This is a genomic window from Paenibacillus darwinianus, from assembly GCF_000598065.1.
GTDB lineage: Bacteria > Bacillota > Bacilli > Paenibacillales > Paenibacillaceae > Paenibacillus_I > Paenibacillus_I darwinianus.
The window spans coordinates 37,306-50,409 of the sequence record NZ_KK082149.1; the positions used below are offsets into that span (position 1 = coordinate 37,306).

At 56.5% G+C, this 13,104-nt stretch carries 15 protein-coding genes; 11 read left to right on the plus strand and 4 right to left on the minus strand.

From position 1 onward, the window contains the following. Positions 1-286 precede the first annotated feature (286 nt). The 6 genes from BG52_RS06230 to BG52_RS06255 all read left to right on the plus strand — a co-directional run bounded on the left by BG52_RS06230 (position 287) and on the right by BG52_RS06255 (position 4,915). Positions 287-769: a hypothetical protein gene (locus BG52_RS06230; protein WP_036581228.1), complete on the plus strand. Its 483-nt coding sequence runs from the start codon at positions 287-289 to the stop codon at positions 767-769. Between the two features lie 86 nt (positions 770-855). Continuing rightward, a complete protein-coding gene (typA, locus tag BG52_RS06235) occupies positions 856-2,697 on the plus strand; it encodes a translational GTPase TypA (RefSeq protein ID WP_036581231.1) in 1,842 nt (613 codons plus the stop codon). A gap of 18 nt (positions 2,698-2,715) precedes the next feature. Further along, positions 2,716-3,039 carry a YlaH-like family protein gene (locus tag BG52_RS06240; protein ID WP_036581234.1) on the plus strand — a complete coding sequence of 108 codons (324 nt, stop codon included), beginning with the start codon at positions 2,716-2,718 and terminating at the stop codon, positions 3,037-3,039. 11 nt (positions 3,040-3,050) lie between these two features. Next, positions 3,051-3,329 carry a hypothetical protein gene (locus BG52_RS06245; protein WP_036581236.1) on the plus strand — a complete coding sequence of 93 codons (279 nt, stop codon included), beginning with the start codon at positions 3,051-3,053 and terminating at the stop codon, positions 3,327-3,329. A 10-nt stretch (positions 3,330-3,339) separates the two neighbouring features. Beyond that, a complete protein-coding gene (locus BG52_RS06250) occupies positions 3,340-4,386 on the plus strand; it encodes an LCP family protein (protein WP_036581239.1) in 1,047 nt (348 codons plus the stop codon). Positions 4,387-4,462: 76 nt separating this feature from the next. Beyond that, positions 4,463-4,915, plus strand: coding sequence for a pyridoxamine 5'-phosphate oxidase family protein (locus BG52_RS06255; protein ID WP_036581243.1), 453 nt, complete (start codon positions 4,463-4,465; stop codon positions 4,913-4,915). A 39-nt stretch (positions 4,916-4,954) separates the two neighbouring features. Here BG52_RS06255 and BG52_RS06260 read toward each other — a convergent pair whose 3' ends face one another. Beyond that, positions 4,955-5,473: a YhcN/YlaJ family sporulation lipoprotein gene (locus BG52_RS06260; protein ID WP_036581246.1), complete on the minus strand. Its 519-nt coding sequence runs from the start codon at positions 5,471-5,473 to the stop codon at positions 4,955-4,957. Positions 5,474-5,588: 115 nt separating this feature from the next. On the opposite strand from BG52_RS06260, the gene BG52_RS06265 reads away from it, so the two are divergent. Continuing rightward, a complete protein-coding gene (locus BG52_RS06265) occupies positions 5,589-6,920 on the plus strand; it encodes a PhoH family protein (RefSeq protein WP_036581249.1) in 1,332 nt (443 codons plus the stop codon). Between the two features lie 44 nt (positions 6,921-6,964). Here BG52_RS06265 and BG52_RS06270 read toward each other — a convergent pair whose 3' ends face one another. Continuing rightward, on the minus strand, positions 6,965-7,477 hold the full coding sequence (locus BG52_RS06270) for a hypothetical protein (protein WP_051587552.1): 513 nt from the start codon (positions 7,475-7,477) through the stop codon (positions 6,965-6,967). 123 nt (positions 7,478-7,600) lie between these two features. Continuing rightward, entirely contained in the window at positions 7,601-8,701 is a 1,101-nt protein-coding gene (locus tag BG52_RS06275) for a hypothetical protein (RefSeq protein ID WP_036581252.1), read from the minus strand. 181 nt (positions 8,702-8,882) lie between these two features. Here BG52_RS06275 and BG52_RS06280 point away from each other — a divergent pair, with 181 nt between their 5' ends. Next, on the plus strand, positions 8,883-10,034 hold the full coding sequence (locus BG52_RS06280) for a class I SAM-dependent methyltransferase (RefSeq protein WP_190287475.1): 1,152 nt from the start codon (positions 8,883-8,885) through the stop codon (positions 10,032-10,034). Positions 10,035-10,078: 44 nt separating this feature from the next. Here the strand turns inward: BG52_RS06280 and BG52_RS06285 are convergent, their stop codons facing one another. Beyond that, positions 10,079-10,315, minus strand: coding sequence for a DUF2626 family protein (locus BG52_RS06285; RefSeq protein WP_036581255.1), 237 nt, complete (start codon positions 10,313-10,315; stop codon positions 10,079-10,081). 270 nt (positions 10,316-10,585) lie between these two features. Here BG52_RS06285 and BG52_RS06290 point away from each other — a divergent pair, with 270 nt between their 5' ends. The 3 genes from BG52_RS06290 to BG52_RS06300 all read left to right on the plus strand — a co-directional run bounded on the left by BG52_RS06290 (position 10,586) and on the right by BG52_RS06300 (position 12,750). Further along, the gene (locus BG52_RS06290; protein WP_036581258.1) at positions 10,586-11,224 is read left to right on the plus strand and encodes an RsfA family transcriptional regulator; all 639 of its coding nucleotides are present in this window, start codon (positions 10,586-10,588) and stop codon (positions 11,222-11,224) included. A gap of 162 nt (positions 11,225-11,386) precedes the next feature. Beyond that, the gene (locus tag BG52_RS06295) at positions 11,387-12,331 is read left to right on the plus strand and encodes a ketopantoate reductase family protein (RefSeq protein ID WP_036666978.1); all 945 of its coding nucleotides are present in this window, start codon (positions 11,387-11,389) and stop codon (positions 12,329-12,331) included. 23 nt (positions 12,332-12,354) lie between these two features. Beyond that, positions 12,355-12,750 (plus strand): DUF3397 domain-containing protein, encoded by a 396-nt coding sequence (locus tag BG52_RS06300; protein WP_036581262.1) that lies wholly within the window; start codon positions 12,355-12,357, stop codon positions 12,748-12,750. Positions 12,751-13,104: the final 354 nt, after the last annotated feature.

Here is a 13,104-nt window from a genome sequence, read left to right on the forward strand (position 1 = left end):
GTGCACGATCCGGGACTCCACCGGCTGTTCGTCCGCTGGCCCGCCTCCACCGAGGCGATACCGGTGCTGTCGATTCCGCTCGTAATCGTTATTTACCTGTTGTGGCGCCGGGCGTAACGGCTTTTCAGCGTCTTTTTTTCGATTTGACTGGTTTTTTAGATGCAGTTCCTTTAAACTAGAGTAAGCAAAACATGTCGTCTTTCGTCAAAGATCATCGCCTGGGACGCATGACGGTGTTGTTTGACGTTCGTCCGTCAGCAGCGGACGGTGTAAACGGGGGAGACAGATGTCAAGAAACCAATATTCCGTCGGCATCCTGATTTTGGCGGCCGGCGTTGTTATTTTGCTCGGAAAGCTCGGTGTTTTCAGCTTTATCGGCAATCTGTTCTGGCCGATCTTGATCCTCATACCGGGCGTGCTGCTTCATGTGTTCTTCTTCGGCCGATTATTGCCCTCCGTCGTATTGGTTCCGGCCGGCATACTGTCGGTATACGGCCTGCTGTTTTTATTCAGCAACATCGTCGGCTGGGGAAGCATGCGTTACCTGTGGCCCGTCTTCATTCTGGGGGTTGCAGCGGGGCTGTATGAATATTATCTGTTTGACATGTCGAAGCCGCGCGGCGCGCAGGTGGCCGCTATGGTGCTGGCCGTCGTCGCGCTGGCTTGCTTCGGGGTGGTGCTGTTTTGGAGCTGGGGCATTTACTTTATCGCACTCGCGCTGATCGCGCTTGGTGCCTGGCTCGCGTTCGGCCGTCGCTACCGCTGGTGACGAACGCTCGTTCACATTCGGTTTCAAGCTTCAAGATTCGCAAGCGTATCAGAAAAACCCATTAGAGAAAGGAATTACCTCTCATCATGCAAGCAAGAGAAAACATCCGCAACATCGCGATAATCGCGCACGTCGATCACGGCAAAACAACGCTCGTGGACAAGCTGCTTCAACAATCCGGCACGTACCGCGACCATGAGGTCGTGCAGGAGCGCGCCATGGACTCCAACGATCTGGAGCGCGAGCGCGGGATTACGATCCTCGCGAAGAATACCGCTATCACGTATAAAGACTATTTGATTAATATCGTCGATACGCCTGGTCACGCCGATTTCGGCGGCGAAGTGGAGCGGATCATGAAAATGGTTGACGGCGTGCTGCTGGTCGTCGACGCTTTCGAGGGCTGTATGCCCCAAACGAAATTCGTTCTCCGCAAAGCGCTTGAGCATAACCTTACGCCGATCGTCGTCCTGAACAAGATTGACAGGCCCAACGCCCGTCCGGCGGAAGTCGTCGACGAGGTGCTTGACCTGTTTATCGAATTGGGAGCCAACGACGAGCAACTGGAGTTCCCGGTCGTATATGCATCGGCGCTGATGGGCACGTCCAGTCTGGACGCCGAGCAGCAGGACGAGAACATGCAGGCGCTGTACGATACGATCGTCAGCCATATCCCGTCCCCGACGGAAAAAGTCGACGCGCCTTTGCAATTCCTTGTCACGCTGATGGATTACAACGAATATTTGGGCCGGATCGCGATCGGCCGGGTGAACCGCGGCGTCATCAAGCAGGGTCAATCCGTCGCTGTTATGACGCGCGAGGGCGGCACGAAGCAGGCGCGCATCGAGAAGCTGTTCGGCTTCCAGGGACTGAAGCGCGTCGAAGTCGCCGAAGCGGGCGCGGGTGACATCGTCGCGATTGCGGGCATTAAAGACATCAACATCGGCGAGACGATCGCCGATCCGGCCAATCCGGAAGCACTGCCGGTGCTGAAAATCGACGAACCGACGCTGCAAATGACGTTCCTGGTCAACAACAGCCCGTTCGCGGGACGCGAAGGCAAATGGGTTACGTCCCGCAAGCTGCGCGAGCGGCTGATGTCGGAGCTGGAGACGGACGTTGCGCTTCGGGTTGACGAGACGGACAGCCCGGACGCATTCGTGGTGGCCGGCCGGGGCGAGCTGCATCTCGGTATCCTGATCGAGAACATGCGCCGCGAAGGTTACGAGCTTCAGGTTTCCAAGCCGGAGGTCATCATCAAGGAAGAGAACGGCAGCAAGGTGGAGCCGTATGAGAGACTGATCATCGACGTGCCGGAGGAAAGCATGGGCGCGGTCATGGAGAGCCTCGGAACCCGCAAGGCGGAGATGGTGAACATGATCAATAACGGCACGGGCCAGGTGCGTCTCGAATTCATCATCCCGGCGCGCGGCCTGATCGGTTACCGCACGCATTTCCTGACACTGACCCGCGGCTACGGCATCATGAACCATGCGTTCGACAGCTACGGCCCGCTTGCGGGAAGCGGCGTCGGCGGACGCCATCAAGGCGTGCTGGTGTCCAGCGAATCCGGCAAGACGACCTTTTACGGCATGATGTCCGTTGAGGATCGCGGCATCCTGTTCCTGGAGCCGGGTACGGAGATTTACGAAGGAATGATCGTCGGAGAGCACAACCGGGACAACGACATCATCGTCAACATCTGCAAAGAGAAGGCGTTAACTAACGTTCGTTCGGCAACGAAGGAAGACACGGTCAAAATGAAGACGCCGATTATTTTCTCGCTGGAAGCGGCGCTGGAATACTTGAACGACGACGAGTATTGCGAAATTACGCCGAAGTCGATCCGCCTGCGCAAAAAAATCTTGAACAAGAGCGAGCGCGAGCGCGCCGAGAAGCACCGCAAAACGGCGCAAGCCGGCGTATAAACGGGGAGGCTGGTTGCCGTGCAGGGATGGCTGAGCGCGAATCCGCTCGTTTCCTATCTCCTCATACTGGGGTTTACCATTTACATTTTCAATAACGTATTTCGCGCCCGGCAGCGTCTGCCGATCCTAAAAGAGGTGCTGGTGCACGTTCTGATGGCGATCGGCAGCCTGGTGCTGCTCGTGCTGCAGATCGATAAGCTTCCGATTATCCAAAGCATGGCGGTGGCCGTCGCAATGATGATGCTGCTGCGCGGCCGCCAGCTCTACGATAAGTGGAAGAACAAATCCGCCGGAAAGGCCGGCCGCGACAGCGGAGCGGGCCAAGATGCCGGCGACGGCTGAGGGGGAGCGCCATGCGGTTTGAGGACGCACTTTTCAACTGGCTTCAGATTCAAATTGTGGCGGACGGCAGGGCCGATGATAACGCGGCCGCCGAGACGCGGGATTTTTTTCTGCAGATTCTGATGGAGGATCACGGTGTGACGTCGATTGCCATCAAGAAGGTCGACGACACGATGATTCATGTGAAGTATGAGCGGGAAGGCCGAACGAAAACGCAATTTATACCGCGGGAAGCCGGCGAACAGCTGTTGGCGGATATCGCGTCCAACCCGAAATACAACGGACAGTGAAGGTGGAATCATGAACGCTGGTACGAATTTGCCTCCCCGGGGGGGGTCCAGGCCGGCGCAAACCGCGCCCCATAATGGACGCCGTTTCCGGTGGGGGCGGTTTTTCTTTATTTTATTTTTTCTGATATTGCTTGCCGTTGGCGGCTTTCTTACTTATTTGTTTTTTCAGACGAAGGGCGCCATAGGGGAAATCAGTATGAACAACAACAATGGTGAGGTCACCGTTGTGCCGAAGGATCAATCCGTCAGGGTGAAGCCGACGGCCATGTTGCTGCTCGGACTGGATCATCGCAATGAGACCCGGAGCATGAATACGGATGTGCTGATGGTAGCGGCGTTCAATCCGAAGACGAAGTCTGCGGTCGTTGTTTCAATTCCGCGTGATACCCTGATCCAGCTCGATGGATACAGCTCGCGCAAGGCCAATCAATACTATAACCGGTTCATGATTGCCGCCCGCGAGCAAGACGGGCTGACAGGCATAGCGGCCGAAACCGAGGCGCGTAACGATGTTAAGGAAATGTTCGGGCGATATTTCGATATTCCGGTTCAATACTCCACGGTCATTAACTTCAAAGGCTTCTCCGATGTCGTTGACGCGCTAGGCGGCGTTGAGGTCAATGTCGATATGGACATGCGCTACCGGGACATGGCAGACGGAACCGATATTGACTTGAAGGCCGGCCTTCAGGAGCTGAACGGTAATCAGGCGCTTGATTTTGTGCGTTACCGCAAATCGAACGACGGAACTCAGGAATCCAGCGACTTCGAACGAAACCAGCGGCAAAGCCAAGTGCTCGCCGCGCTTGCGGATAAGGTGAAAACGCTCAGCGTCGCAGCCAAGCTCGGCTCTGTAATTGAGGCCGTCGGCAACAATATGACGATGGATATGCCGTCCAAAGAAATCGAGGCCTTGATGTCGACTTATTTCGGCATCAGCAAGGAAAATATCCAGTTTATCCCGCTAGAGGGGACCTGGCGCAGCCCATATGTGTATGTGGATGAGGCCACGCTCTCCGAAGCCAAGTCGGCTTTGCAGGCTAAATTGGCCGAGTGACGATGGAACAATGACGCATGCTGTGCTATAATGGGAGCAGTAACCACTCAGTCCTACTTACGAGGAGGTCATGCGGATGGCCGAACCGATTACGGCACTATCCGACTCTTTGTTCAACCAATTGCAGAACGAGTCGTTCGTCCTTCTGCACACCCTCGACGCCGAGAGCGGCAGCCCGACGTCGAATGCGATCTCATGGGTTTACGCGGTCGACTCCGGCCGTCTCCGCTTTGCGGTTGACGGACGTTCTAGGCTGGTCGCGAATCTGTCGGCGAATCCCGACAGCTGCATCACGGTATTCTCTTCCGGAACGGTGAACGCGGTCTATGGCCGCGCGGCACTCGTGTCGGAATCGTTGGAGGGTGTACCTTTCAAGCTCGTATGCTTCGACATCGCGATTTCTGCGGTTCGCGACGCCATGTTCTATGGCGCTCGATTGTCGGTTGCTCCCGAGTATGAGAAAACATATGACAAACGCGCCGCAGACAAGCTTGACGGACAAGTGTTTGCCGCGATGAAAAAAGCCTAGTGATGCCATCACTAGGCTTTTTGTCTTTTTATGCGGCGCTTAGGATTGTCCCGCCCCTCCAGTGTTTCCGGGAGCAAGGTCACGCGGCAGTTGTGGAATAATGCGGCCGATAATATCCGACATCTCTTCCGCGAACCCGGCGACCGGACGGCCTCTGTCGATGTCGGCGCGCATTTCGCGAATGCGGGCCGACAGATCCATATCGGCGGTCACAAATGCGTCGACCCCGTAGGGATCGTTTCGCAGCGCTTCGGCTACGGAATACTTGATCGTTCCGACACGGCCGCGGTCCAATCGTTCGTCGACATCGATGCCGATAACGGCCGTGTTGCCGATGACGACGCAGCGCGCATCCTTCACACCGGCAATTCCGGTCGCGAGCGCACAAAGACGCGCGGCGACCGAGTCGCGATCGTTGATTTCCTTTTTCTGCGGATCTGCCTGTTGGGCGGTAACGCCTGGATTATTTTGCGGAGAGGGTGATGTCTCGTTGCGGGCGCCGGCCCCGCAGCCTGCAAGCAGGCTAACGGCCAGCATCCAAACGGTCCATTTCATCATATAGCCACCTTCCTTTCAGTCACGTATCGAGTATCGTCCTTAGCTTAACCGTAATGAAACGGTGCTATGTACACACAACAAAACCTGAATATTCCGACGCCGGGAGGTTTCCACGATGAAAAAAATATTCGTGCTCGACACCAATGTGCTGCTCCACGATCCGCAGGCGATCTTCGCATTCGAGGACAACGAGGTCATCATACCTGCCGTGGTGTTGGAAGAGATCGACTCCAAGAAAAGGCTGGCCGACGAGCTCGGCCGTAATGCGCGGCATATCTCCCGTTTGCTGGACGGATTAAGGGACGCAGGGCATCTCCATGAGGGCATAACGCTGGAGGGCGGAGGGCTGCTGAAGGTAGAGATCAATCACCGCAGCTTTATGCGCGTACAGGAAATGTTCGGCGAAATGTCGAATGATAACCGGATTCTTGCCGTGGCGCTTAATTACTTGCTGGAGGAGACGGAGAAGGATGCGCCGAAAAAGGTGATTCTGGTCAGCAAGGACGTTCTCGTTCGGGTGAAGGCGGACGTCTTCGGACTTTCGGCCCAAGACTACCTTTCGGACAGAACCGTGTCGCTGTCGGACATTTATGCGGGCTATATCAATCTGCATGTCCACCCTTCGGTGATCGACGAATTTTACACGTACCGGTTTCTGACGGTAAAATCGCTGCCTGCGGCAGCGGCGCTGCTGCCCAACGAATTCGTCATCCTTCGCGATGAGATGGGCACCTCGAAATCGGCTTTGCTCAAGGTGTCGCCGGATGGCACGAAGCTGGAACCGCTCTATATGAGCAACGACCCGGTATGGGGCATAACGGCGCGCAACGCCCAGCAGCGAATGGCGCTTGAGCTGCTGCTAAATGACGACATTCCGCTTGTCACTCTATCCGGTAAGGCCGGTACGGGTAAAACGCTGATTGCCCTTGCCGCCGCTCTTATGAAGGTGGAGGATGAGCATAAATATAAGAAGCTGCTGATAGCGAGGCCGGTCGTGCCGATGGGCAAGGATATCGGATATTTGCCGGGGGAAAAGGATGAGAAGCTGCGGCCGTGGATGCAGCCGATTTACGATAACCTCGAGTTTCTGTTCGACACAAAAAAAGCCGGCGATATCGATAAAATCCTGATGGGGATGGGCAGCATTCAGGTCGAGGCACTGACTTATATTCGCGGTCGCTCGATTCCAGGCCAATTCATTATCATCGATGAAGCGCAGAACTTATCCAAGCATGAGGTGAAAACGATCGTTTCGCGTGTTGGCGAGGGCAGCAAAATCGTCCTGCTCGGCGATCCCGAGCAGATCGATCATCCTTACCTGGATTCGGTCAGCAACGGGCTTACGTATATCGTCGAGCGGTTCAAGCGCGAGAGCCTGAGCGGCCACATCACATTGGAGAAGGGCGAGCGCTCCAAGCTCGCGCAGCTTGCCGCCGATTTACTATAGCGACAGCGGGTATCGGCATTACCGGAATCCGGCATGATAGACCATTATTGCGGCTTATCGCGGTCGGCGACGACGCAGCGGTAAGCCTTCGCTATGCCTTGAGCCAATTCGTCCAATTGGCGGTCTAACGCGTACAGCCCGCAGGAGCCGTTGCCAGCGGGCTTAAACGCAGCGGCATGCTCTTCGAGCTGTAGGCCAGCTTGAGCGGGCTCGGCGCCATCGTCCATGCCCGGTTCGAGCGAAATGAGCGTGGCGAGCGACAGGTCGAGAAACAGATTGCCTGATCTCGTCTCCACGCCATAGTCGGTCCAGACTCGTCCGGTCTTCCAGCCGTCCTCCTTCGCGCCGAGCTGCAGCCAAGGGCCGGTTTCCGCAGGCACCTTATAGTGCTCGAGAAGCCGTTCCACGGCATCGCGTCCTTCTTCATACACGAACAGCAGCGACCGGTCGCGGTCGGCCAGCGCGTTCGTCTCGGCCAACTTCTTCACGATCTGCGCATAAAAGCCGGGCAGCTTGCCTTCCGGTAGCTTCAATTCCATCCCGTGAACCCGTTTCATTGTCGTTTGCCCTCCCCGGTTTGACTGGTTTGCGTTTATGATAAAACTTGTCTTAGCGCCAGCTAGTGAATCAGGAAATGGGTGTGTATAGAGCGAAGACGCCGAACAGCCGAAGCCGGAGCCTTACTTTAAATTTACCTTCAGCCTCACCGTCATTACCCCGTCTCCCATTTCCACGGAAGTGGCTTTGAGGAAAGAAACGAGCTTCTGCGGATAAAAGTTGAGATCGAATTCACGCTCCAATTCGGCGCGGGTCGTGTCGGGAAGGGCAAGTCCGTTGAATTTGAGAAGATCCGTACGGAAGCGGATCGCGTGCTGCGGCTTATCTTCCAGTGTGTAATGGCCCGACACGTCAACCTGCATGCCGTCACGCCGGCCTTGCGCGATAATGCTGCCCTCCTCAAACCGGAATTCGAAATCTTCGAACATCGCATTTTGCTCCCGCAGGAACCGGTTCAGCTCTTCCTGGGGCAAGCGGAGCGTATAGGTGAAGCCGTCGATTTCCAGCAGTTCCTTGTTCGAGTTCAACCACTTCGGCAGTTCCCGCATCGCTTTGCCAAGCGCCTGATAATAGCGGCGGACCTCCTCCAGACCCGTGAGCTCCCAGTAGGCGACGAGCTCCCGAATGAGCGCGCGAAGCCTTTCTTCATCTCCGCTGGCGGCGATGGCGCCGTCAATTTCGCTCTGGAGCTGGACCAGTCTCTCCCGTTGGGCAAGCAGGCTGCGCTCGATGACCGCTAAACGGCGCTCCTCGTCCTCGACGGCGGTGCGCTCGGCCTGCAAATCGCGGTATTGCTTCCGATAGCGGTCCAAGGTATGCTTGTCGTTGGACAGGATGACCTCAACATAATCCAGTATAACGAACAGCTGGGGAAGGTTGTCAAACGACATGGCGGCGGCGAGCAGCATATTCCTTTCGCCGGTATAATAGGCGCGCAGGACGGCTCCGGCTTTCTCGCGATACCGCTCGAGCTCGGCTTCGCTGCGTACGATTGCAGCGGCGAGCCCGGCTATGTCATCGGCGGCCTTTGCTTTTTGGATGGCGATCCGCCCGATTTCCTTATCGATCTCGGTGACGGACAGGCTTTTCTCCAACAACTCGCGAAGCGCTTCCCCCTCGATCGGGCTCGCCGCTTCGGCGGCCAGCGGCACCGGCTTCAACAGCCGGAAGCCAAGCAGGAGGAAACATATCCAAAAGACAGCCTTGCGGGATAGTGCCGGCATGCACTCGGCTCCTTTCGCACAAATCGATTTATAAGTCATCGGTGTCGCCGAAGTACGGAAATGCGTGTTCCGGAAGGACGGCAGATTACGCATAAATGTATGCTTAGACAGCTCTTATTATAATCGCAGAGGGGATGATTTGTCTGTCTGCGGCGGAATGAAAAGGCAGGAGGACACGACGATGCAAGAGAGAAACGATTTGGAGCACAGCCTGGCCGGACGGATTGCGGCCGAGGGCCGCAATGCGTGGATGATCAAAGCGGGCACCCGCGAACAGGTGCGCGGCATTCCGTTCCGCGATTTCATGGCGGCTTGCCTGTACGATGAGCAGTGGGGCTATTACCGCAGCGGTCAGGTGCGGATTGGCAAGGAGGGCGATTTCTATACCAGCTCGGGCATCGGAACGGTGATGGGCGATGTGCTTGCCACCTATATCGCCCGGGACATATTCGCCGCAGGCGTTCCACCGTTGGTATACGAATGGGGAGCGGGCACCGGCAGGCTGGGGTTGCAGATGCTGGCCAAATGGTCGGCGATGCCTGGGATGGAGAACGCACATCGCGTTCGTTACCGGATGGTGGACGCGAATCCGGCGCACCGGGAAGCGATGCAGCGCGCAATCGCCGAGGCCGGCTTCGGGGATCGGATTCAATGCCTTCTTCCGGAGCAGGCGGATAAGGAGCTTCCCGCCGCAGGTTCTTGCGTCATTGTCGCAAACGAGCTGCTCGATGCGTTTCCGGTCCGCCGATTCGTGCGCCTGGGCGGGGAGCTTCGGGAAATCGGCACCTGCTATGACGAAGCGGAAGGCCGGTTCGGCGACTGCTTCCTGGAGGAGTCCGAGTTCACGCGAGGGTTCGCTCTTCGGGCGGACGGCATCCGGTTGGAGGAAGGGCAGGAGGCGGAATGGAGCCCGGATGCGGAGGCGTGGCTCGACAGGCTCTGTGGCAAGCTGCGGGGCGGGCGAATCATTCTCATCGACTATGGAGATACCGCAAGCGGGCTGTATGCGCCGCACCGGATGCGAGGAACGCTGCTCTGCTACCGCAAACATGCCGCGCACGGTGATCCCTATGCTTATATCGGGGAACAGGATATGACCGCGCACGTCAATTTCAGCGCCGTACAAAAGGTGGCGGAGGCCGCGGGATGGCAGGTTGCTTCGTTCTCGACGCAAAAGCGGTTTCTTGTCGATCACGGTGTGCTGCTTGAGCTGGAGGCGCATCAAGATCCGAACCCGTTCGGCGAGACGGCCCGGCGCAACCGGGCGATCCGGCAGCTCCTGCTTAGCGACGGGATGAGCGAGAGCTTCAAAGTGATGGTGCTTGCCAAATGAAAAAACCCAGCCCCTCAGGAGGCTGGGTTGTCTGTATTGCCGATTCAGAAGGGCAGCCCCATCTTGAACACGGACCAATAGGTAAAGCCAAGAAACGACAGGATCATATAGCCCCAGAACATCATTATGTATGTACGCTCCGAGAAATTCAAGTAGCCCAACAGGAAGAACACGGCGGTTTGAAAAAAGAACAACAGCGCCATCTCGATTTTTTCGCCCGCAAAAGCCATCAACGCGATGACGAAGGTCCAAAAGCCGAGCACCCGGAACATTCGTGCCATGATTCCACCCCCCTCTCTCGTACATCACGTTCATTTTTGACAGTAACATTATACCCTCGCGGGTTGTACGGTGTAAACCATAAAGCGCGACGAATTGGCAATTTTTTTTGCTGCGCCAGGGCTGTTTATCGAATTATACCCTTTTAACCGTATCCGATGTATGAGCCCTCCCGAAAATGGACATACATTTTAGTATCCGATAGATTCTATGAACTCTACCACGGGCATAGTGATAAAGTAAGCGCCTTTACGTTAGGAGGTTATCAATGCATGACAGCAGTCAGACAAGATGCGTGGAGTCCGGATGACGATCTCATGCTGGCCGAAGTTACGCTCCGGCATATCCGGGAAGGAAGCACGCAGCTGGCGGCATTCGAGGAGGTCGGAGAGCGGATCGGACGCACGTCCGCCGCATGCGGCTTTCGCTGGAACAGCTGTGTCCGCAAACGTTACGAGGAAGCGATACTGCTGGCGAAACAGCAGCGCCAGAAGCGTAATTATATGAAGAAGTCGGTGGCTGCGCCGCAGGTTTCCTCGATCTCCCCCGAGGCTGAGGAGAGAGTCTATCATCCTGAGCTTGCCGGCGAGGAAACGCTGACGATGGATGCCGTAATCCGGTTTCTCAGGCAATGGCGGAATGCTTACCAGGACATAAGCCGGCAGATTAAAGCTTTGGAGAAGGAATTGAAAGAAAAAGACGAAGAAATGTTCGACCTGCGCGTAGAGAACGAACGGCTTTCCCGGGAGGTCAACAGCGCACAGACGGATTACCGGACCGTGAATGACGATTACAAGACGCTCATTCAAATTATGGACCGGGCGCGACGGCTTGCCGTGCTGGATGAGGAAGAGGAAGCGAAAACGCGATTCAAGATGGATGCCAACGGCAATCTGGAGCGGATCGAATAAGCGGCCGCTGCCCGCCGTATGAGGCGATGACAAAGGAGACACGCATTGCTGCGCATAAGCTGCGCGGCTGCGTGTCTTTTTGTTGGCTGGCGGGGAATTTCGGTTCGGGCGGTTTTGTTTGTTATAATAGAAGCGACTAGCCGGGGAACGGAGGTGCAGGGGATGAAAATAAACATTGTCGGCGGGGGAGCGATTGGCCTGTCATTGGCGGCGCGCCTTTCCCGGAGCGGAATTGCTGTCCGGCTGTGGACGCGAACGGAAAGCCAGGCACAAATAATTACGGAGCATGGCATCTCGCTGCATGGAGCGGATGGGGGCATATCGGTTCACCGCGTTGAGGCCGTTTGTTCCGAACGACTGCTGGGGCAATCGGAGCTCGCCGGATCTGCACCGGGCGATTGGGTTATGCTCACGGTCAAGCAAACGCACTTGGCTGACGGGCAGACGATCAGGCTGATCGGGCAATTGGCCGACTCGGGCGGCGGCGCCGCGCTTGGCGTGCTATGCCTGCAGAACGGGATCGGCCATATGGAGCGGCTGCGGGATGCGCTTCCGAACGTCGCTTTCGTGCAAGGGATAACCAATGAAGGCGGGCTTCGTATCGATGAGCGGACAGTCGCGTATACGGGGCATGGCGAGCTTCATATGGGACCTGGGGCCGATGCGGAAGGGCAAAAAATGTTTGTGAAAGCTCTGCGAAAAGCAGGAATAACGGCCTTTGTGTCGAAAGACATCTTAACTCACGTTTACCGGAAACTCGTGGTCAATGCGGTGGTTAATCCGCTGACCGCCTTGTATGGCGTACGGAACGGCGAGCTGCCGAACGATCCGATCCGGCTCGCGCTTATGCGGGCGGTATATGCCGAGACGCTTGCAGTTCTGGTGGCCGCCGGTATGAAGGAAAGCGGCAGCGAATGGGAGCGGGTTCTGGATGTCTGCCGTCACACGGCGAACAACCTATCGTCGATGCGAAGGGACGTCGAGGAAGGCCGGATAACCGAAGTGGCCGCCATCAATGGTGGCGTTGCGGCGCTGGCGGAACGGTTGGGGAAATCCGCTCCCTTGAACACGGCTCTTGCCGTGATGATCGGTGCGTTGGACAGGTAGTGACGAGACGGGAGGAGTCGGACGTGGCAGCGCTCTGGGATAGCGTAACACAGCTGTATGCTTATATGGCAGTCGTGCCGATCGTGCCGTTCGCGCTTGTTTATATCGGCTATGCGGCTTTTGCCAAGGACAAGAAACGCGCCCTCCGGATGGCTATGGATGTGACGACGGCGCTGCTGATCGGCTCCGTGACGGTGTTGTTTAACCTGATTTTCGGAAGCTCCTTTGGTTTTTACGGCATTTTGCTCATTCTGCTGCTCGGCGCAGGGCTGCTCGGCAACCTCCAATACCGGAAGCGCGGCAGCGTGAATCTGGGACGGATCGTGCGCGCGGTGTGGCGGCTCGGCTTTTTCGTCATGGGTGCATTTTACTTGCTGTTTCTGGCGATCGCAGTCGGACAGACGATTTGGCAAGCCTGATTCATGTCTAAGCCAATGCCGATGGCAATGCGTACATAGTTTGAAACCAAGCGTTACGCCCTGCATGCAACCTCCTGACGGGGGTTTTTTTGACCATTTCAGAAAAGATAAGTTATAGTGGATAAAGTGACGTTTACCTTTCAGTCCTGTCTATAATGGATTTGGCCAATTGTGAAAATTTTCGGTTGAGCGTTAACAGGAGGGGCAGCCGCATCATGAATATAGAATACGTCGAAACGCCGAGCGGCTACCCCGTTACGGATGCCTATGTCAAGCGCACCGATGCCGGGGTGGCTGAACTGTTCGGCAGCCATGCGGAAGCGGCCGGAGATTGGCGGGCGCGGGTCGAGTGGC

Coding starts and splice junctions, on each gene's coding strand:
- BG52_RS06250 (WP_036581239.1), top strand. CDS start 3,340: ATGAACGCTGGTACGAATTTGCCTCCCCGGGGGGGGTCCAGGCCGGCG.
- BG52_RS06230 (WP_036581228.1), top strand. CDS start 287: ATGTCAAGAAACCAATATTCCGTCGGCATCCTGATTTTGGCGGCCGGC.
- typA (WP_036581231.1), top strand. CDS start 856: ATGCAAGCAAGAGAAAACATCCGCAACATCGCGATAATCGCGCACGTC.
- BG52_RS06275 (WP_036581252.1), bottom strand. CDS start 8,701: ATGCCGGCACTATCCCGCAAGGCTGTCTTTTGGATATGTTTCCTCCTG.
- BG52_RS06245 (WP_036581236.1), top strand. CDS start 3,051: ATGCGGTTTGAGGACGCACTTTTCAACTGGCTTCAGATTCAAATTGTG.
- BG52_RS06290 (WP_036581258.1), top strand. CDS start 10,586: ATGACAGCAGTCAGACAAGATGCGTGGAGTCCGGATGACGATCTCATG.
- BG52_RS06260 (WP_036581246.1), bottom strand. CDS start 5,473: ATGATGAAATGGACCGTTTGGATGCTGGCCGTTAGCCTGCTTGCAGGC.
- BG52_RS06280 (WP_190287475.1), top strand. CDS start 8,883: ATGCAAGAGAGAAACGATTTGGAGCACAGCCTGGCCGGACGGATTGCG.
- BG52_RS06285 (WP_036581255.1), bottom strand. CDS start 10,315: ATGGCACGAATGTTCCGGGTGCTCGGCTTTTGGACCTTCGTCATCGCG.
- BG52_RS06270 (WP_051587552.1), bottom strand. CDS start 7,477: ATGAAACGGGTTCACGGGATGGAATTGAAGCTACCGGAAGGCAAGCTG.
- BG52_RS06295 (WP_036666978.1), top strand. CDS start 11,387: ATGAAAATAAACATTGTCGGCGGGGGAGCGATTGGCCTGTCATTGGCG.
- BG52_RS06265 (WP_036581249.1), top strand. CDS start 5,589: ATGAAAAAAATATTCGTGCTCGACACCAATGTGCTGCTCCACGATCCG.
- BG52_RS06255 (WP_036581243.1), top strand. CDS start 4,463: ATGGCCGAACCGATTACGGCACTATCCGACTCTTTGTTCAACCAATTG.